The following is a 20,309-nucleotide window of genomic DNA, read 5'->3' as shown; positions in this document are numbered from 1 at the left end:
GGCTACCGTTGTGCTCGATTTTGTTGTTTTTGAGGGTGAGTGCAGCAGTCAGTCGCTTGCGGCATTGATCGGGTTGGGTTGGCGTTTTTCGATGGCGTACTTGAGCAGTGCCGCGCTGCGGAAGATGCCGTGGGCGAACTTGCTGTAGGGCATGGTCAGGAAGAACGCCATGACCAGGCCCAGGTGAATGGCCAGCAGCAGGCCAAGGGCCGCCGTTTCGCGAAACGCTAGCAGGGCCAGGCCGCTGGCGCTGACCAGGAACAGCAAGGCAATGAAGCCGCGATCCATCGGCTTCTGCTGGGCGTCGCCGTGGGCCTCGTTGCGGCGCAGGTTCAGGTAGAGCAGTCCGGCAGGGCCTACCAGCAGGCCCAGGCCACCGGTGATGCCGAGCAGCACCGGCGCGCTGAGCACCGGGTAGGGCGCCGCCATGCCCAGCAGATAGTGGTAGAGCGTGGCGGTGGCGGTGGCAGCGAGGCAGAGCAGGAAGCCGTAGAAGGTCAGGTGGTGGAAGCGCCGGCGCCACAGGGTGAAGCGGTCATCGGCGTTGTTGCAGCCTTGGCCGTGGCCACCATCGAGGTACTTGAGCCGGGCCACGCTGGCGGTCGCTTCCAGTGCGGCCGAGGTTTTCAGTGCAGCAGCAGCGGCTGGGGGCGAGACATCGCGCCAGAACTTGCGCACCCCCACGCCCAGGGCGATCAGTGCGAATCCGAACACCGCGCCGAACATCAGCGCCAAGGTGTTGTGCGGGAAGATTCGGTAGAAGTTGCCACCGGGCATGGCGCTGAACAAATTGCCCATGGCCAGCAGGCTCAAGCACAGGAACAGCACCAGGCCGAAGCCGGACGCCAAGGCCAGGGTCAGGCCGTTGCGTTGGTACAAGCGGCCCATGGCGCGTGGCCAGGCGTATTCGCTGTAGGTGTCGAGGCGGACCTTGGCCATGGCCTTGGGCACGTTGACCTCGAAGGCATGGGGCGCGGCGTACTGACAGGCATGCAGGCAGGCGCCGCAGTTGTGGCAGAGGTTGGCCAGGTAGTGGATATCCGCCTGGGCGAACTCCAGTCGGCGGGTCATGGCCGGGAACACCGCGCAGAAACCTTCGCAGTAGCGGCAGGCATTGCAGATGCTCATCTGCCGCTGGACTTCGGACTCCTGGACATTCAGTACCGGGATCAGCTGTTGGGTGGTGTTGGGATCAAACAGCTGCATGGCGAGCCTCCATTGGCTGGGTGCAGGCTGCAAAACCTGCGCTGGCCGCCGCCTGGACTCCGGCGATGCGGCCAAAGGCCGTGCCGATGGCCATGCCGATACCTGCGGTGTAGCCCTTGCCCAATACGTTACCGGCCATCATTTCTCCTGCGACGAACAGATTGCGGCTCGGCTTGCCGGCGAAATGCACGGCGGCGGTTTCGTCGGTGGCCAGGCCCAGATAAGTGAAGGTCACGCCCGGCTTCAGCGGATAGGCGTAGAACGGGGCTTGACCAGTGGTCGCGCCCAGTGGGTCTTGGCAGGCGTCAGCCCTTGGGTGTGGCAATCGTCCAGGGCGGTATGGTCGAAGGTCCCGACTCGGCAGGCGCGGTTGAAGTCCTCGATGGTCTGGATGAACTGCGCTTGCGGCAGGCCCAGCTTGCCGGCGAGCTCGGCCAGGGTATTGGCGCTGGTGCCTGGGAAAACCGGAGGCATGAAACGGCCGATGGCCTGTTGGTCGATGATCGAGTACGCCTGTTGCCCGGGTTGCCCGGCCACCAGGCGGCCCCAGATGGCATAGCGCTTGGGCCAGAAATCCTCGCCCTCGTCGTAGAACCGCTCGCCGTCCCGGTTGACCACCACCCCCAGCGACACGCAGTCGATACGGGTGCAGATACCGCCGTCATACAGGGGCGCGCGGGCGTCGATGGCGACCATGTGCGCCTGGGTCGGGTCACCGATGATGTCGGCGCCCAGTTCGCCCATGCGCTTGAGCAGAACGCCGGTATTGAACCGGGTTCCGCGGATCAGGAAATTGTCCGAGGGCCACTCCCCGCGCTCGTTCTGCCCCCAGGCTTGGCGCAGCCACTCGCGGTTGGACTCGAAACCGCCCGCAGCCAGCACGCAGGCCTTGGCGACGATGCGTTCGGCGGGCAGTCGTTGCCCGTCGACTTCGCGCTCGGCAAGGTGGGCGGCGACGAAACGGCCATGGTCAAGTTCGATATCGCTGACTTGGGCGTCATAGCGGATCTGCACGCCCAGCCGCTCGGCACTGCGAAAGTAGGCGTTGACCAGCGCTTTGCCGCCGCCCATGAAAAACGCATTGGTCCGCGCGACATGCAGCGCGCCGGACAGCGGCGGCTGGAAGTGCACCCCATGCGCGCGCATCCAGTCCCGGCAGTTGGACGAGGCGCGAATCGCGATGCGCGCCAGCTTCTCGTTGGTCAGGCCGCCAGTCACCTTGAGCAGGTCCTGCCAGTACTCCTCCTCGGGATAGGCATCCACCAGCACGTCCTGCGGGGCATCGTGCATGCAGCGCAGGTTGCGGGTGTGTTGCGAGTTGCCACCGCGCCAGGCTTTCGGTGCGCCTTCGAGCAGCATGACGCTGGCCCCGGCCTCACGCGCCATCAGCGCCGCGCAGAGGGCGGCGTTACCTCCGCCAATTACAAGAACATCGATCATCTTCGCTCCTCGGTCGCAAGGAGGCATGAACGAAGGGCCCCTTGCGGATGAGCGCAAGGTAGGCAAACCGCCAGTTTGTCGAAAGGCGCGGCGGGCTGTGGGGTGTTTAGTTTTTCTAAAGGCTTTTGGCGTCAGGTGCTCTGGTCGGCGATCCAGGTCGCGCCGGGCCAGTGCCGCTCGGCGACCAGCCGTCGGGCGACATCGACGATCACCCGGCGCGCCGCCAGCGCGGCTGGCGACAGTTCGTCGTCCGCCAGGGTCGCCAGCAGGTTGCGACGCCCGACGTGGGCGTCGCTGATCTGCGCGACGCGCAAACCGGACTCGCCCTTGAGCGCTGCCGCGGCGCCTGGCTGGATGGTCGCGGCGTGCCCGGCGCGCACGGCGTTCATCAGCACCGCGAGGCCATCGACCTCCATGGTGATGTTAGGCGCCAGGCCCGAGCGTTCGAACGCTGCCATCAGCGTCGAGCGCAGGCCGTGCTGGGCGCTGGGCATGACCAGCGGCAACTGGCCGAGGTCCGCCAGTTGCACGCTGTCGTGGGCGAGCGCCTGGGCCAGGTGCGGTGGGCTGATGACGAACAGCTTTTCATCGAGCAGCGGCGTCACGCTCCAGCGTTTGCCGCCCTCCAGCTGGAACAGGATGGCCAGGTCGATCTGCCGGGCATTGAGCTGCGCGGCCAGGTGCCCGGAGAGCATCTCGACCAGGTGCAACTGGATGTCGGGGTAGTGTTCACGCATGGCGTTGATCAGCGGCAGGGCCAGGACCGTGGCGGTGGTCGGCGGCAGGCCGACGGTGACGTAGCCGCTGCGCCGCCCACGATGCGCGGCCAGCACGGCGTTCTCGGCCTGGCGCAGGCTCAACTGGGCATGGTGCAGGAAGGCCACGCCGGCGCTGGTCGGGGTGACGCCCGTGGTGGTGCGGTTGAGCAGTCGGGTGCTCAGTTCGTTTTCAAGCTTGGCAATCTGCTGGCTCAACGCCGAAACGCCGACATCCAGCTCGAGCGCGGCGCGGCCGAGGCTGCCGTGTTCGATGATCTTGACGAAGTAGCGCAGTTGCCTGAGTTCCAAGGGAGGCTCCAGAGGGGAAACTAGGCGCATAGGGTAGCTTGAATCGGAGCTTGGACGCGTGCGCCTGGGATGTGCTCGATTCATGTAACAGCCGAAGGATCGAGTCCTGCCGCCGGAGGATTGCTAGCGTTCTTAGGTAGGCGCTAATCATTCAGGCATAAAAAAACCGACCATATAGGTCGGTTCTTTCGGATTTGGTGCCCCGAGGGAGACTCGAACTCCCACTCCTTTCGAAAACGGATTTTGAATCCGCCGCGTCTACCAATTCCGCCATCAGGGCGTGTGGCGCGCAGTATAGAGAGGTGCCAAACGTCGGTCAATCGGGTTTCATGGTCAATTTTCACACATTGGGCTAAACTTCCCGGCCCTGCCGAACCGAACATCATCATGCGCGTCGCCGATTTTTCCTTCGAACTCCCCGATTCCCTGATCGCCCGCCACCCACTGGCCGAGCGCCATGGTAGCCGCCTGCTGGTCCTCGATGGGCCGAGCGGGGCGCTGGTGCATCAGCAATTCCCCGACCTGCTCGAGTACCTGCGCCCGGGCGACCTGATGGTGTTCAACAACACCCGGGTAATTCCGGCGCGGCTGTTCGGCCAGAAAGCCACCGGCGGCAAGCTGGAAGTGCTGGTCGAGCGTGTGCTCGACAGCCACCGCGTGCTCGCCCACGTGCGCGCCAGCAAGGCGCCCAAGGTCGGCACGCAAATTCTCATCGACGGCGGCGGCGAGGCACAAATGACCGCCCGCCACGACACGCTGTTCGAACTGCGTTTCAGCGAGGAGGTGCTGCCGCTGCTCGACCGCGTCGGCCACATGCCGCTGCCGCCGTACATCGACCGTCCCGACGAAGGCGCCGACCGCGAGCGCTACCAGACCGTCTACGCCGAGCGCGCCGGCGCGGTGGCAGCGCCCACCGCTGGCCTGCATTTCGACGAGGCGCTGCTGGAAAAGATCGCCGCCAAGGGCGTGGAGCGGGCCTTCGTCACCCTGCACGTCGGCGCCGGTACTTTCCAGCCGGTGCGGGTCGACAAGATCGAAGACCACCACATGCACAAGGAATGGCTCGAAGTGAGCCAGGACGTGGTCGATGCCATCGAGGCTTGCCGCGCCCGAGGCGGTCGCGTGGTGGCGGTAGGAACCACCAGTGTGCGCTCGCTGGAGAGCGCGGCGCGCGATGGCGTGCTCAAGGCCTTCAGTGGCGACACCGATATCTTCATCTACCCAGGCAGGCCGTTCCACGTGGTCGACGCCCTGGTCACCAATTTCCATCTGCCGGAGTCCACGCTGCTGATGCTGGTCTCGGCCTTCGCCGGTTACCCCGAGACCATGGCTGCCTACGCGGCGGCGGTCGAGCAGGGCTACCGCTTCTTCAGTTACGGTGATGCCATGTTCATCACCCGCAATCCGGCGCCACGCGGCCCAGAGGATCAAGCATGAGTCGCACCTGTCGAATGTCCTTCGAACTGCTGGCCACCGACGGCAAGGCCCGTCGTGGCCGCCTGACCTTTCCCCGTGGCACGGTAGAGACCCCGGCGTTCATGCCGGTCGGTACCTATGGCACGGTCAAGGGCATGCTGCCGCGCGATATCGAGGCCATCGGCGCCGAAATCATCCTCGGCAACACCTTCCACCTGTGGCTGCGCCCAGGTACCGAGGTGATCAAGAAGCACAACGGCCTGCACGACTTCATGCAGTGGAAGGGCCCGATCCTCACCGATTCCGGTGGTTTCCAGGTATTCAGCCTGGGCGCCATGCGCAAGATCAAGGAAGAAGGCGTGACCTTCGCCTCGCCGGTCGACGGCTCCAAGGTGTTCATGGGGCCCGAGGAATCCATGCAGGTCCAGCGCGACCTGGGCTCGGACATCGTCATGATCTTCGATGAATGCACGCCGTACCCGGCCGAGCACGACGTCGCGCGCACCTCCATGGAGCTGTCGCTGCGTTGGGCCCAGCGTTCGAAGAACGCCCACGCCGACAACACCGCGGCGCTGTTCGGCATCGTCCAGGGCGGGATGTACCAGGACCTGCGCCTGCGCTCGCTGGAAGCCCTGGAGAACATCGGCTTCGACGGCCTGGCCATCGGCGGCCTGTCGGTGGGCGAGCCCAAGCACGAAATGATCAAGGTACTCGACTACCTGCCGGGCCAGATGCCGGCTGACAAACCTCGTTACCTTATGGGGGTAGGCAAACCGGAAGATCTCGTTGAGGGTGTGCGCCGCGGCGTCGACATGTTCGACTGCGTGATGCCGACACGTAACGCACGCAATGGCCATTTGTTCGTCGATACAGGGGTGATCAAGATCCGCAATGCGTTCCATCGCCATGATGATTCGCCGCTGGATCCGACCTGTGATTGCTATACCTGCACCAACTTCTCCCGCGCGTATCTCCATCACCTGGACAAATGCGGCGAAATGTTGAGCAGCATGCTGAATACCATCCACAACTTGCGCCATTACCAGCGCTTGATGGCCGGTTTACGCGAGGCTATTCAACAGGGTAAATTGGCCGCCTTTGTCGACGCCTTCTATGCCAAGCGTGGGCTGCCTGTGCCGCCCTTGGACTGACTGTCCGCTCTTATAAACAACTTAGCAACTGGAGTGCCTAATGAGCTTCTTGATTCCCGCCGCCTACGCGGACGCTGCAGCACCTGCCGCTGGCCCAGCCGGTACCGGCTTCGAGTGGATCTTCCTGGTCGGTTTCCTGGTCATCTTCTACCTGATGATCTGGCGTCCACAGGCCAAGCGTGCCAAAGAGCAGAAGAACCTGCTGAGCAACTTGCAGAAAGGCGACGAAGTTGTCACCAATGGCGGTATCGCCGGCAAGATCGTCAAGGTCGCCGATGACTTCGTGGTCCTGGAAGTGTCCGACAACGTCGAGCTGAAGTTCCAGAAGGGCGCCATCGCCGCGACCCTGCCAAAAGGTACGCTCAAGGCTATCTGAGTTACCGGTTTTATTTTTCCAGTGGGGCGCGCAACGCGCCCCGCGTCTTGAACGGGCGGCGTGATGCTGAACAAATATCCTCTGTGGAAATACGCACTGATCGTGCTGGTACTGGCGGTCGGTTTTATTTATTCCGCACCCAACCTCTACCCGGATGACCCGGCGGTGCAGATCAGCGGTGCCAGCTCGGCGCTGCAGGTGAGCCAGGCCGACCTCGACCGCGTCAGCAAGGCGCTGGCCGATGCCAAGATCACCGTCAAGGGCGCGAGGCTCGGCGAGAAGGGCAGTGGGCTGATTCGCCTGACCAATCAGGAAGACCAACTGCCGGCCAAGGATGTGGTGCGCAAGGCACTGGGCGATGATTACGTCGTGGCCCTCAACCTCGCCCAGACCACTCCTCAGTGGCTGCGCAACCTGGGCGCGAGCCCGATGAAGCTGGGCCTGGACCTGTCCGGTGGTGTGCACTTCCTGCTGGAAGTGGACATGGACAAGGCCATGACCGCCCGCATGAAAGTCTACGAAGGCGAGGTCAAGACCTTGCTGCGTAAAGAGCGCGTCCGCTACCGCAGCCTGCCGCAGCAGGATGGCGCTGTGATGCTGGGCTTCGCTGACGATGCTACCCGCGAACAGGCACGTGCCCTGATCCGCAAGAATTTCAATGATTTCGACCTGACCACCAGCGAGCGCAACGACCTCGCCGTGCTGCGTCTGGCGCTGACTCAGGCCAAGGTTGCCGAGATCCGCGAATACTCGATCAAGCAGAACCTCACCACCGTTCGCAACCGTGTGAACGAACTGGGCGTGGCCGAGCCGCTGGTTCAGCGCCAGGGCGCCAACCGCATCGTGGTCGAGCTGCCAGGCGTGCAGGACACTGCCGAAGCCAAGCGTATTCTCGGCAAGACCGCGAACCTTGAGTTCCGCTTCGGTGCCGAACCTGGCGCCTCCAAGGCCACTACCGAGGTCTTCGAGTTCCGTGAAGGCGGCCGTTCCGCCCCGGTCGAGCGTGGCTTGATCATCACCGGTGACCAGGTCACCGACGCCCAGGCCAGCTTCGACGAGCACGGTCGCCCGCAGGTCAACATCCGCCTGGATGGCCACGGCGGCGAGCTGATGAGCCGCGCAACGCGCAGCAACGTGGGCCGCAGCATGGCGGTGATCTTCATCGAGCAGAAGCCGATCACCCGTTACGTCAAGCAGACCGTCGACGGCGTCGAGAAGGACGTTGCCGTACAGAGCTTCCAGGAAGAGAAGAAGATCATCAGCCTGGCGACCATCCAGTCGCCGCTGGGCAGCCAGTTCCGTATCACCGGCCTCAACGGCCAGGGTGAATCGTCCGAACTGGCCCTGCTGCTGCGGGCCGGTGGCCTGGCAGCGCCGATGTACTTCGCTGAAGAGCGCACCATCGGTCCGAGCCTGGGTGCCGACAACATCACCAAGGGCATCGATGCGTCCCTGTGGGGCATGCTGTTCGTCTCGCTGTTCATCATCGCCATCTACCGCGGCTTCGGCGTGATCGCAACCATCGCCCTGGCGGGCAACATGGTGCTGCTGCTGGCGCTGATGTCGCTGTTGGGCGCTACCCTGACCCTGCCGGGTATCGCGGGTATCGTGTTGACCATGGGTATGGCGGTCGACGCCAACGTGCTGATCTTCTCGCGTATCCGCGAGGAGCTCAAAGCCGGCATGTCCGTGCAGCGCGCCATCCACGAAGGCTTCAACCGTGCCTACACCGCGATCATCGACGCCAACCTGACCAGCCTGCTGGTCGGCGGTATCCTGTTCGCCATGGGTACCGGCCCGGTCAAGGGCTTCGCGGTTACCATGTCCCTCGGGATTTTCACCTCGATGTTCACCGCGGTCATGGTGACCCGTGCCATGGTCAACCTGACCTGTGGCGGGCGTGACATCAAGAAGCTGTGGGTTTGAGGGAGCTGCGATGAAAACCATCAATTTCATGGGCGTGCGCAATGTCGCGTTCGCCATTACCGTGCTCCTCACCGTGCTGGCATTGTTCAGCTGGTGGCAGAAAGGCCTGAACTTCGGCCTCGACTTCACCGGCGGTACGCTGATCGAGCTGACCTACGAGCGCCCGGCCGACCTCAAGGCGGTGCGTGCCGAGCTGGTCGATTCGGGCTTCCACGAGGCCGTGGTGCAGAGCTTTGGCGCCACCACCGACCTGTTGGTGCGCATGCCGGGCGACGACCCGCAGCTGGGTAACAAGGTGGCTGCAGCCCTGCAAAAGGCAGGCGGCGACAACCCGGCCACGGTCAAGCGTGTCGAGTTCGTCGGCCCGCAGGTGGGCGAGGAGCTGCGTGACCAGGGCGGCATGGGCATGCTCCTGGCCCTCGGTGGCATCCTCATCTACCTGGCATTCCGCTTCCAGTGGAAGTTCGCCGTGGGTGCGATCATCTCGCTGATCCACGACGTGGTGGTCACCCTGGGTATCCTGTCGTTCTTCCAGATCACCTTCGACCTGACGGTACTGGCGGCGGTGCTGGCGATCATCGGCTACTCGCTCAACGACACCATCGTCGTGTTCGACCGGGTGCGCGAGAACTTCCGCGTCATGCGCAAGGCTTCGCTGATCGAGAACATCAACGTCTCGACCACCCAGACCTTGCTGCGCACCATCGCCACCTCGGTGTCGACCCTGCTGGCGATCGCTGCGCTGCTGTTCTTCGGTGGCGACAACCTGTTCGGCTTCTCCCTGGCACTGTTCATCGGTGTCATGGCGGGTACCTACTCGTCGATCTACATCGCCAACGTGGTGCTGATCTGGCTGAACCTGAACAGCGAAGACCTGATCCCGCCGGCCAAGACCGAGGGTGTGGACGACCGTCCATAAGGCTTTTGCCTACGCCGCTCGGCGGCTTAAAAGGCGCAAGTGCTGAACTTGCGCCTTTTTTTATGCTCCAAGGCAGGGAGAAGGCGGGCCAGTTCCCGCGGTCAGGTCAGGAGGTTCATGTGAATAAATCAATGCTGGTGGGTGCGGTTCTGGGTGCTGTCGGTGTAACCGCCGGAGGTGCTGTGGCGACCTACAGCTTGGTGAATAAAGGGCCCGAGTACGCGCAAGTCACCGACGTGCAGCCGATCAAGCAGCAGGTCAAGTCGCCGCGTGAGGTCTGCAAGGACGTCACCGTGACCCGTCAGGCGCCGGTCAAGGACCAGCACCAGATCGCAGGTACCGTTGTCGGCGCCCTGGCAGGTGGCTTGCTGGGCAACCAGATCGGCGGTGGTACCGGCAAGAAGATCGCTACCGTGGCCGGTGCGGTCGGTGGTGGCTATGCCGGTAACAAGGTGCAGGAAGGCATGCAGGAGCGTGACACCTACACCACCACGCAAACCCGCTGCAATACCGTCAATGACATCAGCGAGAAGGTGGTTGGCTACAACGTCAAGTACACCCTCGGTGATCAGGTGGGGCAGGTGAAGATGGATCGTGAGCCTGGCTCGACCATTCCGGTGGACAAGAACGGCAAACTGATCCTGAGCGAAGCCGATCAGTGATCCCAGGCCTGCACTGCTTTTTGTGGGAGCGGCCTTGCGTCGCGAATGGACTGCGAAGCAGTCCCGGCAATTTTTGATGCGACAAAGATTCCCGGGGCCGCTTCGCGACCCTTTCGCGACGCAAGGCCGCTCCCAAAGGGCTGGTCATTGGACACAAAAAAAGCACCCCGCGGGGTGCTTTTTTGTGCTTGCAATCAGCGCTTAGCGCTTCATGTACTCGGGCAGGTGTGGCTGGATGGCAGTCAGCACGGCCTTGAAGCACTTGATGTTGCCAGCGACGATATGGCCCTTCTCGAGGAAGTCGTGGCCGCCGTTGAAGTCGCTCACCAGGCCGCCCGCTTCCTGGATCAGCAGTACGCCTGCCGCCATGTCCCACTCGGACAGGCCCGACTCCCAGAAGGCGTCGAAGCGGCCGGCAGCAACGTAGGCCAGGTCCAGGCTGGCGGAGCCGGCGCGGCGGATGCCGGCGGTCTGGCCAGTCAGGGCGCGGAACATGCCCAGGTAGTTGTCCATCTCGGCCATCTGGTTGTCACGGAACGGGAAGCCGGTACCCAGCAGGGCGCCTTCCAGGCTGGTGCGCGAGCTGACGCGCAGGCGGCGACCGTTGAGCTGGGCGCCGCGGCCACGGCTGGCGGTGAATTCTTCCTGGCGAACCGGGTCGACGATCACGGCGTGCTCGAGGCGGCCACGGTATTTGCAGGCGATGCTGACGGCGAAGTGCGGAACGCCACGCAGGAAGTTGGTGGTGCCGTCCAGTGGATCGATGATCCACAGGTAGTCCTTGCCTTCTTCGCCGGTGCCGGCGTGCAGGCCGGTTTCCTCGCCCTGAATGGAGTGGTTCGGGTAGGCCTTGCGCAGGGCGTTGACGATGCTCTGCTCGGCGGCGCGATCAACCTCGGAGACGTAGTCCTTTGCCTCTTTCTCGTCGACCTTGATGCTATCCAGGCGTTCGATGGAGCGGAAAATCAGTTCACTGGCGCTGCGAGCGGCGCGCAGGGCGATATTCAGCATAGGCTGCATGGGCGGGTCACCTGGAGATGTTAAAGAAGAAAGCCGGACATTCTAACAGAAAAGTTTGGCGGCAGAAGTGTCACATTTGCTTTCGTGGCGTTACGCTGGTCGGTTCTGTAAGATCGTTAGCCCCCAAACCCACATCTGTGAGCACAACACCTTGCTGCAAAATATTCGTGTTGTTCTGGTCAATACCAGCCACCCCGGCAACATCGGCGGCGCTGCGCGTGCCATGAAAAACATGGGCTTGTCGCGCCTGGTGCTGGTGCAGCCGAAAGAATTCCCGTCCGCCGACGCCAGTGCGCGCGCCTCGGGTGCCGATGACATCCTGGCCAATGCCCAGGTGGTCGGCAGCCTCGAGGACGCGCTGGTCGGCTGCACGCTGGTCATGGGTACCAGCGCCCGTGAGCGCAGCATCCCCTGGCCGCTGATCGATCCGCGCGAGTGCGGGGCCAAGGCGGTGGAGCACGCCGGCGATGGCGAAGAGATCGCCCTGGTGTTCGGGCGCGAGCACGCCGGCCTGACCAACGAAGAACTGCAGCGATGTCACTTCCACGTGCATATTCCGTCGAATCCCGACTTCAGTTCGCTGAACCTCGCTGCCGCGGTCCAGGTGCTCGCCTACGAGGTGCGCATGGCCTGGTTGGCGGCCGAAGGCGCGCCGTCGAAAGTCGAGAAGTTCGAGGCCAGCTCGTTGCGCAGCAACGAGCCGGCGACCATGGACGAAATGGAGCTGTTCTACGAACACCTGGAGAAGACCCTGGTGGACATCGGCTTCCTTGACCCCGAGAAGCCCAAGCACCTGATGCCGCGCCTGCGCCGGCTGTACGGGCGCAGCGCGGTCAATCGTTCGGAAATGAGCATTTTGCGCGGCATCCTCACCGAGACCCAGAAGGTCGCACGGGGCGAGCCGCATAAACGGAAGGACTGACAGATGTTCGAACGTCTGCGTGAAGATATCCAGAGCGTATTCCATCGTGACCCCGCGGCGCGCAACGCCTTCGAGGTGCTCACCTGCTATCCGGGCATGCATGCGATCTGGTTGCACCGCCTCGGCCATGCCCTGTGGACGCGTGATTTCAAGTGGCTGGCGCGCCTGGTGTCCAACTTCGGTCGCTGGATGACCGGTATCGAGATTCATCCTGGCGCCACCATCGGGCGACGCTTCTTCATCGATCATGGCATGGGTATCGTCATCGGTGAAACCGCGGAGATCGGCGACGATGTGACGCTTTATCAGGGCGTGACCCTGGGTGGCACCAGCTGGAACAAGGGCAAGCGCCACCCGACCCTGGAAAACGGCGTGGTGGTCGGTGCCGGAGCCAAGGTGCTCGGGCCGTTCACTGTCGGTGCCGGGGCCAAGATCGGCTCCAACGCGGTGGTCACCAAGGCGGTGCCGGCCGGCGCCACTGCAGTCGGCATCCCGGGGCGGATCATCGTCAAGAGCGAGGAGAGCGAAGTCGAGGCCAAGCGCAAGGCCATGGCCGAAAAGATCGGCTTCGACGCCTATGGTGTCAGCGGCGACATGCCTGACCCGGTGGCGCGTGCCATCGGCCAGATGCTCGACCACCTGCAGGCGGTGGACGAACGCCTCGAGGGCATGTGCGGTGCGCTGACCAAGATGGGGAGCGACTACTGTGCCAAGGAGCTGCCGGCGCTGCCCGAAGATGATTTTGCCGATCAGACCCAGGCTGCCCAACGCGACACTCAGCCGCATTGATTGCGCCGCGATGGCGGCCCTCTGACATATGGAGCGTGTGCTCACGCCCCATTGCTGCTACAATCGCGCCCGCCTCCCTGATGCAAACCCGACTAAAGCAGTAGGTCTAATAGTTGACTTAAATGCTCGGGAATCGCATACTCGCTCACATCCTGTAACTCCCGTGGTACCCATTAGCCATGCGACTGACTACCAAAGGCCGATACGCCGTGACTGCCATGCTCGACCTGGCATTGCACGCGCAGCATGGGCCTGTGTCTTTGGCCGACATTTCCGAACGCCAGGGCATCTCCCTCTCTTATCTGGAGCAGCTGTTCGCCAAGCTGCGCCGCAGCAGCCTGGTCTCCAGCGTGCGCGGCCCGGGCGGTGGTTACCAGCTGTCGCGGGGCATGGAGACCATCCAGGTCGCCCAGGTCATCGATGCGGTCAACGAATCGGTCGATGCCACCCGTTGCCAGGGGCTGGGGGATTGCCATGCCGGTGACACCTGCCTGACCCACCACCTGTGGTGCGACCTCAGCCAGCAGATCCACGAATTCCTCAGCGGCATCAGCCTGGCCGACCTCGTCATGCGCCGTGAGGTGCAGGAAGTTGCCCAGCGCCAGGACCTGCGTCGTGTCGCAGGCCGTTGCGCCCAGTTGGACAAGATTGAGACGTCCGCCGTCGATTGACCCGGATCCGATGACAGCGACGAGCGACGCCACCGCCTGATAGGAGATACCCAATGAAGTTGCCGATCTACCTCGATTACTCAGCGACAACCCCAGTCGACCCGCGCGTAGCCCAGAAGATGGCCGATTGCCTGCTGGTCGACGGGAACTTCGGTAACCCGGCCTCGCGTTCCCACGTGTTCGGCTGGAAGGCCGAGGAAGCGGTCGAGAATGGCCGCCGCCAGGTGGCCGAGCTGATCAACGCCGACCCGCGCGAAATCGTCTGGACCAGCGGTGCCACCGAGTCCGATAACCTCGCACTGAAAGGCGTGGCGCACTTCTATCAGACCAAGGGCAAGCACATCATCACCTCCAAGATCGAGCACAAGGCGGTCCTGGATACCGCTCGCCAGCTCGAGCGTGAAGGTTTCGAAGTTACCTACCTCGAGCCAGGTGAAGACGGCATCGTCACCCCGGCCATGGTCGAGGCAGTGCTGCGCGACGACACCATCCTGGTCTCGCTGATGCACGTCAACAACGAAGTCGGCTCGATCAACGACATCGCTGCCATCGGTGAGCTGACCCGTTCGCGCGGCGTACTGTTCCACGTCGACGCCGCTCAGTCGGCCGGCAAGGTCGAGATCGACCTGCAGAAACTCAAGGTCGACCTGATGTCGTTCTCGGCGCACAAGGTCTACGGCCCGAAAGGCATCGGCGCGCTGTACGTCAGCCGCAAGCCGCGCGTTCGCCTGGAAGCCATCATTCACGGCGGTGGTCATGAGCGCGGCATGCGTTCGGGCACCCTGCCGACCCACCAGATCGTCGGCATGGGCGAAGCCTTCGCCATCGCCAAGCAGGAAATGGTCGCCGAGAACGCGCGTATCAAGGCCCTGAGCGACCGCTTCTTCGAGCAGGTTTCCAACCTCGAAGAGCTGTACGTCAACGGCAGCCGTACCCACCGCGTACCGCACAACCTGAACCTGAGCTTCAACTACGTCGAAGGCGAGTCGCTGCTGATGTCGCTGAAGGACATCGCCGTATCCTCGGGTTCGGCCTGCACCTCCGCTTCCCTCGAGCCGTCCTACGTGCTGCGCGCCCTGGGCCGCAACGACGAACTGGCACACAGCTCGATCCGCTTCTCCTTCGGTCGTTTCACCAGCGAGGAAGAAGTCGACTACGCCGCGCAGAAAGTCTGCGAGGCCGTTAACAAACTGCGTGAGCTGTCGCCGCTGTGGGATATGTACAAAGACGGCGTTGACATCTCCAAGATCGAGTGGGCCGCCCACTAAGCAGTCGCCGGCAAGAGCGGCTCCCTGATGAGGAAGGAATTGCACCATGGCATACAGTGAAAAGGTCATCGACCACTACGAAAACCCACGCAACGTCGGCAAGATGAATGCCGAGGACCCGGATGTCGGTACCGGCATGGTCGGCGCCCCAGCGTGCGGTGACGTGATGCGTCTGCAGATCAAGGTCAACGAGCAGGGCGTCATCGAAGACGCCAAGTTCAAGACCTACGGCTGCGGTTCGGCCATCGCTTCCAGCTCCCTTGCCACCGAGTGGATGAAGGGCAAGACCCTGGACGAAGCCGAAACCATCAAGAACACCCAGCTGGCGGAAGAACTGGCCCTGCCGCCAGTGAAGATCCACTGCTCGGTACTCGCCGAGGATGCCATCAAGGCAGCCGTGCGCGACTACAAGCAGAAGAAAGGCTTGCTCTAAGCCGCCCGTTGCAAGGTAAGAGGTAAGGAGTTTCGATGGCTATCAGCATGACAGAAGCCGCCGCCAGCCACATTCGCCGTTCCCTCGACGGGCGCGGCAAGGGTGAGGGTATTCGCCTGGGCGTGCGCACCACCGGTTGCTCGGGCCTGGCCTACGTGCTGGAGTTCGTCGACGAACTGGCCGAGGAAGACACCGTCTTCGAGAACCACGGGGTGAAGGTGATCATCGATCCCAAGAGCCTCGTCTACCTCGACGGCACCGAGCTTGACTTCGTCAAGGAAGGGTTGAACGAAGGCTTCAAGTTCAACAACCCCAACGTGCGCGGTGAGTGTGGCTGCGGCGAAAGCTTCAACGTTTGAGGCTGGCTGTGGGTACTCCTTGTCATTTCGCTCTGTTCGACCTCCAGCCCTGCTTCTGTCTGGACCTCGATAAGCTGGCCACTCGCTACCGCGAGCTGGCTCGCGAGGTGCACCCGGACCGTTTTGCCGACGCTTCCGAGCGCGAGCAGCGCGTGGCGCTGGAAACGTCCGCTGCCCTCAACGACGCCTACCAGACATTGCGCAGCGCGCCGCGTCGCGCCCGTTATCTGCTGGCCATCGGTGGCCATGAAGTGCCTCAGGAAGTCACGGTTCACGACCCTGACTTCCTGTTGCAGCAGATGCAGTGGCGTGAAGAGCTCGAAGAGCTGCAGGACGAAGCCGATCTCGACGGCGTGGCCGTGTTCAAGAAGCGCCTCAAGGCCGCCCAGGACACGCTCAACGACGATTTCGCAGCCTGCTGGGATGTGCCTGCCGAGCGTGAACAGGCCGAACGCCTGATGCGCCGCATGCAGTTCCTCGACAAGCTCGCCCAAGAAGTGCGCCAACTGGAAGAGCGCCTCGACGATTAACCCGGTGTCGCCCGTGATGACGCCTAAGGTATTCAGATAAGCATGGCCCTACTGCAGATCGCCGAACCCGGTCAAAGCCCTCAGCCGCACCAGCGTCGCCTGGCGGTGGGTATCGACCTTGGCACCACCAATTCCCTGGTCGCTGCCGTGCGCAGCGGTCGCAGCGAGCCCCTGCCCGATGCGCAGGGTAATGTCATTCTGCCTTCGGCGGTGCGTTACCTGGCCGGCCACAGTGAAGTCGGCCTTGCCGCGCGCGAGGCGGCCTCCAGCGATCCGCTCAACACCGTGCTGTCGGTCAAGCGCCTGATGGGGCGTGGCCTGGCCGACGTCAAGCAACTGGGTGAGCAACTGCCATACCGATTCATCGGCGGTGAGTCGCACATGCCGTTCATCGATACCGTCCAGGGGCCGAAAAGCCCGGTGGAAGTTTCGGCGGATATCCTCAAGGTGCTGCGTGAGCGCGCCGAGCAGACGCTTGGCGGCGAGCTGGTGGGCGCGGTCATCACCGTGCCAGCCTATTTCGACGACGCCCAGCGCCAGGCCACCAAGGACGCTGCGCGTCTGGCCGGGCTGAGCGTGCTGCGCCTGCTCAACGAACCGACCGCCGCAGCGGTGGCGTATGGCCTGGATCAGAATGCCGAAGGCGTGGTGGCGATCTACGACCTGGGCGGCGGCACGTTCGACATTTCCATTCTGCGCCTGACCGCTGGCGTGTTCGAAGTACTGGCCACCGGTGGCGACACTGCCTTGGGCGGTGACGACTTCGACATGGCCATCGCCGGTTGGATCATGGAACAGGCCGGGCTGTCGTCCGACCTCGACCCAGCCACCCAGCGCCAGCTGCTCGAGGCTGCCTGCGCTGCCAAGGAAGCCTTGACCGACGCCGATGTGGTGAGCGTCAGCCACGGCGCCTGGCAGGGCGAGCTGAGCCGCGCCGCCTTCGAAGCGATGATCGAGCCGCTGATAGCCCGCAGCCTCAAGTCCTGCCGCCGCGCCGTGCGCGACAGTGGCGTGGAACTCGAAGAGGTCGGTGCGGTGGTGATGGTAGGTGGTTCGACGCGTGTGCCGCGCGTGCGTGAGGCCGTGGGCGCGCTGTTTGGTCGCACCCCGCTGACCTCGATCGACCCCGACCAGGTGGTGGCCATCGGCGCCGCCATCCAGGCCGATACCCTGGCCGGCAACCGCCGTGAAGATGGCGAGTTGCTGCTGCTCGATGTCATCCCGCTGTCGCTTGGTCTGGAGACCATGGGCGGGCTGATGGAGAAGGTGATTCCGCGCAACACCACCATTCCGGTGGCGCGCGCCCAGGAATTCACCACCTACAAGGATGGCCAGTCGGCCATGATGATCCACGTGCTGCAGGGCGAGCGCGAGCTGATCAGTGACTGCCGTTCCCTGGCGCGCTTCGAGCTGCGCGGTATCCCGGCCATGGTCGCTGGGGCGGCGAAGATCCGCGTGACCTTCCAGGTCGACGCCGACGGTCTGCTCAGCGTCGCTGCGCGCGAGCTGGGCTCGGGCGTGGAGGCCAGTATCCAGGTCAAGCCGTCCTACGGCCTGACCGATGGCGAGATCGCCCGCATGCTCAAGGACTCCTTCGAGCACGCAGGCTCCGACAAGCAGGCCCGTCAACTGCGCGAGCACCAGGTCGACGCCGAGCGCCTGCTCGAAGCGGTGCAGGGCGCCCTGGATGCCGACGGCGAACGCCTGCTCAGCGAAGACGAGCGGATCGCCATCGGGTTCCAGATGCAAGAATTGCGTGATTTGCTGAGCGGCACCGATGGCGCGGCCATCGAGCAACAGACCAAGCGTCTGTCGCAGGTGACCGATGCTTTTGCCGCCCGTCGCCTTGATTCGACGGTCAAAGCCGCACTGGCCGGGCGCAACCTGAATGAGATCGAGGAGTAATCGATGCCGCTGGTAACCTTCCTGCCGCATGAGAAGTTTTGCCCCGAGGGGCTGACCGTGGAGGTCGAGCCCGGGACCAACATCCTGGAGCTGGCCCACGAGCATCACATCGAGATGGAAAGCGCATGTGGCGGTGTATGCGCCTGCACCACCTGCCATTGCGTCGTGCGCAAGGGCTTCGACTCGCTCGAGGAAGCGGACGAGCTGGAAGAGGATATGCTGGACAAGGCCTGGGGCCTGGAGGCGCAATCGCGCCTGGCCTGCCAGGTGGTGGTGGCTGACGAGGACGTCACCATCGAGATTCCCAAGTATTCGCTCAACCACGCTGCCGAAGCGCCGCACTGAGGTTTTTGTACATGAGTCTGAAATGGGTTGATGTACTTGAGATCGCCATCCAGCTTGCGGAAAGCAAGCCTGAGGTCGATCCTCGTTATGTGAATTTCGTCGATCTGCACCGCTGGGTGCTGGCCTTGCCAGAGTTCAGCGACGATCCGTCACGCGGCGGTGAGAAAGTGCTCGAGGCCATCCAGGCGGCCTGGATCGAAGAAGCCGACTGAACGCATTCTGCAGGTTAGGCAATCCCCTGGAACCCGCGTATAATTCGCGGGTTTAATTTTTCGCAACACTCATATTTCTGGAGTTTTCCATGGCTGTTCAACGTACTTTCTCCATCATCAAGCCTGACGCCGTTGCCAAGAACGTCATCGGCGAGATCACCACTCGCTTCGAGAAAGCCGGCCTGCGCGTCGTCGCTTCGAAAATGAAGCAACTGTCCAAAGCCGAAGCCGAAGGCTTCTACGCTGAGCACAAAGAGCGCGGCTTCTTCGGCGACCTGGTTGCCTTCATGACTTCCGGTCCGGTCATCGTTCAGGTTCTGGAAGGCGAAAACGCCGTTCTGGCCAACCGCGAGCTGATGGGCGCCACCAACCCTAAAGAAGCTGCTGCCGGCACCATCCGCGCCGACTTCGCCGTTTCCATCGACGAGAACGCCGTTCACGGTTCCGACTCGGAAGCTTCGGCTGCCCGCGAAATCGCTTACTTCTTCTCCGCTACCGAGCTGTGCGACCGCATTCGCTAAGCGAAGCAGGTCTTGGGTGATTCCATGAGTGACATGACTGGCAAGATCAACCTGTTGGGCCTGACCCTGCAGGAAATGGAAAAATTCTTCGAGTCCATCGGAGAGAAGCGTTTTCGTGCCGGTCAGGTCATGAAATGGATTCACCACTATGGCGTCGACGATTTCGCCGCCATGACCAATGTCGGCAAGGTCTTGCGCGAAAAGCTCGAGGCCGTTGCCGAGATTCGGGGCCCGGAAGTGGTCAGTGAAGACATTTCCGCCGACGGTACCCGTAAGTGGGTGGTCCGCGTTGCCTCTGGCAGTTGCGTCGAAACCGTCTACATCCCTACCGACGATCGCGGCACCCTGTGCGTATCGTCGCAAGCCGGCTGCGCCCTGGATTGCAGTTTCTGCTCCACCGGCAAGCAAGGCTTCAACAGCAACCTCACCGCCGCCGAAGTCATCGGCCAGGTGTGGCTTGCGAACAAATCCTTCGGGACCGTTCCGGCCAAGATCGACCGCGCCATCACCAACGTGGTCATGATGGGCATGGGCGAACCCCTGCTGAATTTCGACAATGTCATCGCCGCCATGAAGATCATGATGGAAGATCTGGGCTATGGCATTTCCAAGCGTCGCGTCACCTTGTCCACTTCGGGCGTGGTGCCGATGATCGACGAACTGGCCAAGCACATCGACGTGTCCCTGGCCCTGTCGCTGCATGCGCCCAACGACGAACTGCGTAACCAGCTGGTGCCGATCAACAAGAAGTACCCGCTGAAGATGCTGCTGGAGTCGTGCATGGGCTACATGTCGACCCTGGGTGGCAAGCGCGTGCTTACCATCGAGTACACCCTGCTCAAGGACGTCAACGACCAGCCCGAGCATGCTGCGCAGATGATCGAACTGCTGCGCGACGTACCGTGCAAGATCAACCTGATCCCGTTCAACCCGTTCCCGCATTCGGGCTATGAGCGGCCGAGCAACAACGCGATCCGTCGCTTCCAGGACCTGCTGCACCATGGCGGTTTCAACGTGACCACCCGCACCACTCGTGGCGACGACATCGACGCCGCCTGTGGCCAGCTGGTCGGCCAGGTCAACGATCGTACCCGCCGCAGCGAGCGCTACATCGCCGTGCGCCAGTTGTCCGCCGACGCTGAGCTTCCAGACAGCGCCGTGCGCCACTGAG

The 20,309-nt window shown here is 63.1% G+C and carries 21 protein-coding genes, 1 tRNA gene and 1 pseudogene; 18 read left to right on the top strand and 5 right to left on the bottom strand.

What is annotated here, in order from left to right; genetic code table 11:
- Nucleotides 1-48: 48 nt before the first annotated feature.
- The 4 genes and pseudogenes from tcuB to E6B08_RS25725 form a co-directional block, all read right to left on the bottom strand.
- Nucleotides 49-1,206: a tricarballylate utilization 4Fe-4S protein TcuB gene (gene tcuB / locus E6B08_RS25740; protein WP_136916547.1), complete on the bottom strand. Its 1,158-nt coding sequence runs from the start codon at nucleotides 1,204-1,206 to the stop codon at nucleotides 49-51.
- A pseudogene (gene tcuA, locus E6B08_RS25735) lies at nucleotides 1,193-2,646 on the bottom strand (FAD-dependent tricarballylate dehydrogenase TcuA). Before tcuA ends, tcuB begins: the two are co-directional and overlap by 14 nt.
- Nucleotides 2,647-2,777: 131 nt before the next feature.
- Nucleotides 2,778-3,713 carry a LysR substrate-binding domain-containing protein gene (locus tag E6B08_RS25730; protein ID WP_136916546.1) on the bottom strand — a complete coding sequence of 312 codons (936 nt, stop codon included), beginning with the start codon at nucleotides 3,711-3,713 and terminating at the stop codon, nucleotides 2,778-2,780.
- 195 nt (nucleotides 3,714-3,908) lie between these two features.
- Nucleotides 3,909-3,993: transfer RNA gene (locus tag E6B08_RS25725), tRNA-Leu, on the bottom strand.
- 107 nt (nucleotides 3,994-4,100) lie between these two features.
- Here E6B08_RS25725 and queA point away from each other — a divergent pair.
- The 6 genes from queA (at nucleotide 4,101) to E6B08_RS25695 (ending at nucleotide 10,163) form a co-directional block, all read left to right on the top strand.
- Nucleotides 4,101-5,150 (top strand): tRNA preQ1(34) S-adenosylmethionine ribosyltransferase-isomerase QueA, encoded by a 1,050-nt coding sequence (gene queA / locus E6B08_RS25720; protein ID WP_136916545.1) that lies wholly within the window; start codon nucleotides 4,101-4,103, stop codon nucleotides 5,148-5,150.
- A 14-nt stretch (nucleotides 5,151-5,164) separates the two neighbouring features.
- On the top strand, nucleotides 5,165-6,280 hold the full coding sequence (tgt, locus tag E6B08_RS25715) for a tRNA guanosine(34) transglycosylase Tgt (RefSeq protein ID WP_192938705.1): 1,116 nt from the start codon (nucleotides 5,165-5,167) through the stop codon (nucleotides 6,278-6,280).
- Between the two features lie 40 nt (nucleotides 6,281-6,320).
- Nucleotides 6,321-6,656 carry a preprotein translocase subunit YajC gene (yajC, locus tag E6B08_RS25710; protein ID WP_110735801.1) on the top strand — a complete coding sequence of 112 codons (336 nt, stop codon included), beginning with the start codon at nucleotides 6,321-6,323 and terminating at the stop codon, nucleotides 6,654-6,656.
- A 63-nt stretch (nucleotides 6,657-6,719) separates the two neighbouring features.
- Nucleotides 6,720-8,582: a protein translocase subunit SecD gene (secD, locus tag E6B08_RS25705; RefSeq protein WP_136916543.1), complete on the top strand. Its 1,863-nt coding sequence runs from the start codon at nucleotides 6,720-6,722 to the stop codon at nucleotides 8,580-8,582.
- Between the two features lie 10 nt (nucleotides 8,583-8,592).
- Nucleotides 8,593-9,501 carry a protein translocase subunit SecF gene (secF, locus tag E6B08_RS25700; protein ID WP_136916542.1) on the top strand — a complete coding sequence of 303 codons (909 nt, stop codon included), beginning with the start codon at nucleotides 8,593-8,595 and terminating at the stop codon, nucleotides 9,499-9,501.
- 119 nt (nucleotides 9,502-9,620) lie between these two features.
- Complete coding sequence (locus E6B08_RS25695) at nucleotides 9,621-10,163, top strand: glycine zipper 2TM domain-containing protein (protein ID WP_136916541.1); 543 nt, start codon at nucleotides 9,621-9,623, stop codon at nucleotides 10,161-10,163.
- Nucleotides 10,164-10,364: 201 nt separating this feature from the next.
- On the opposite strand, the gene suhB is transcribed toward E6B08_RS25695, so the two are convergent.
- Nucleotides 10,365-11,183, bottom strand: a complete 819-nt coding sequence (gene suhB / locus E6B08_RS25690) for an inositol-phosphate phosphatase (RefSeq protein WP_136916540.1) — start codon at nucleotides 11,181-11,183, stop codon at nucleotides 10,365-10,367.
- A gap of 151 nt (nucleotides 11,184-11,334) precedes the next feature.
- Between suhB and trmJ the strand changes: the two genes are divergently transcribed.
- From trmJ to rlmN, 12 genes are all read left to right on the top strand, one after another.
- Nucleotides 11,335-12,105: a tRNA (cytosine(32)/uridine(32)-2'-O)-methyltransferase TrmJ gene (gene trmJ, locus E6B08_RS25685; RefSeq protein ID WP_136916539.1), complete on the top strand. Its 771-nt coding sequence runs from the start codon at nucleotides 11,335-11,337 to the stop codon at nucleotides 12,103-12,105.
- Nucleotides 12,106-12,108: 3 nt separating this feature from the next.
- Nucleotides 12,109-12,894, top strand: coding sequence for a serine O-acetyltransferase (cysE, locus tag E6B08_RS25680; protein WP_136916538.1), 786 nt, complete (start codon nucleotides 12,109-12,111; stop codon nucleotides 12,892-12,894).
- A 179-nt stretch (nucleotides 12,895-13,073) separates the two neighbouring features.
- Nucleotides 13,074-13,565 (top strand): Fe-S cluster assembly transcriptional regulator IscR, encoded by a 492-nt coding sequence (iscR, locus tag E6B08_RS25675; protein ID WP_136916537.1) that lies wholly within the window; start codon nucleotides 13,074-13,076, stop codon nucleotides 13,563-13,565.
- 53 nt (nucleotides 13,566-13,618) lie between these two features.
- Nucleotides 13,619-14,833, top strand: coding sequence for an IscS subfamily cysteine desulfurase (locus tag E6B08_RS25670; protein WP_136916536.1), 1,215 nt, complete (start codon nucleotides 13,619-13,621; stop codon nucleotides 14,831-14,833).
- Between the two features lie 46 nt (nucleotides 14,834-14,879).
- Nucleotides 14,880-15,266, top strand: coding sequence for a Fe-S cluster assembly scaffold IscU (gene iscU, locus E6B08_RS25665; protein WP_002552476.1), 387 nt, complete (start codon nucleotides 14,880-14,882; stop codon nucleotides 15,264-15,266).
- Between the two features lie 35 nt (nucleotides 15,267-15,301).
- Complete coding sequence (gene iscA / locus E6B08_RS25660; RefSeq protein ID WP_136916535.1) at nucleotides 15,302-15,625, top strand: iron-sulfur cluster assembly protein IscA; 324 nt, start codon at nucleotides 15,302-15,304, stop codon at nucleotides 15,623-15,625.
- An 8-nt stretch (nucleotides 15,626-15,633) separates the two neighbouring features.
- Complete coding sequence (gene hscB, locus E6B08_RS25655) at nucleotides 15,634-16,155, top strand: co-chaperone HscB (protein WP_136916534.1); 522 nt, start codon at nucleotides 15,634-15,636, stop codon at nucleotides 16,153-16,155.
- 42 nt (nucleotides 16,156-16,197) lie between these two features.
- Complete coding sequence (hscA, locus tag E6B08_RS25650) at nucleotides 16,198-18,060, top strand: Fe-S protein assembly chaperone HscA (RefSeq protein WP_136916533.1); 1,863 nt, start codon at nucleotides 16,198-16,200, stop codon at nucleotides 18,058-18,060.
- A gap of 3 nt (nucleotides 18,061-18,063) precedes the next feature.
- Nucleotides 18,064-18,405: an ISC system 2Fe-2S type ferredoxin gene (fdx, locus tag E6B08_RS25645; RefSeq protein ID WP_136916532.1), complete on the top strand. Its 342-nt coding sequence runs from the start codon at nucleotides 18,064-18,066 to the stop codon at nucleotides 18,403-18,405.
- An 11-nt stretch (nucleotides 18,406-18,416) separates the two neighbouring features.
- Nucleotides 18,417-18,617: a Fe-S cluster assembly protein IscX gene (gene iscX, locus E6B08_RS25640; protein WP_136916531.1), complete on the top strand. Its 201-nt coding sequence runs from the start codon at nucleotides 18,417-18,419 to the stop codon at nucleotides 18,615-18,617.
- An 89-nt stretch (nucleotides 18,618-18,706) separates the two neighbouring features.
- Nucleotides 18,707-19,138 carry a nucleoside-diphosphate kinase gene (gene ndk, locus E6B08_RS25635; RefSeq protein WP_013971021.1) on the top strand — a complete coding sequence of 144 codons (432 nt, stop codon included), beginning with the start codon at nucleotides 18,707-18,709 and terminating at the stop codon, nucleotides 19,136-19,138.
- Between the two features lie 24 nt (nucleotides 19,139-19,162).
- Nucleotides 19,163-20,308, top strand: coding sequence for a 23S rRNA (adenine(2503)-C(2))-methyltransferase RlmN (gene rlmN / locus E6B08_RS25630; RefSeq protein WP_136916530.1), 1,146 nt, complete (start codon nucleotides 19,163-19,165; stop codon nucleotides 20,306-20,308).
- Nucleotide 20,309 lies beyond the last annotated feature (1 nt).

Source organism: Pseudomonas putida (genome assembly GCF_005080685.1).
Classification (GTDB): Bacteria; Pseudomonadota; Gammaproteobacteria; order Pseudomonadales; family Pseudomonadaceae; genus Aquipseudomonas; species Aquipseudomonas putida_V.
Note: the sequence above shows the minus strand (reverse complement) of the source record. Positions and strands in the feature narration are given on the sequence as shown.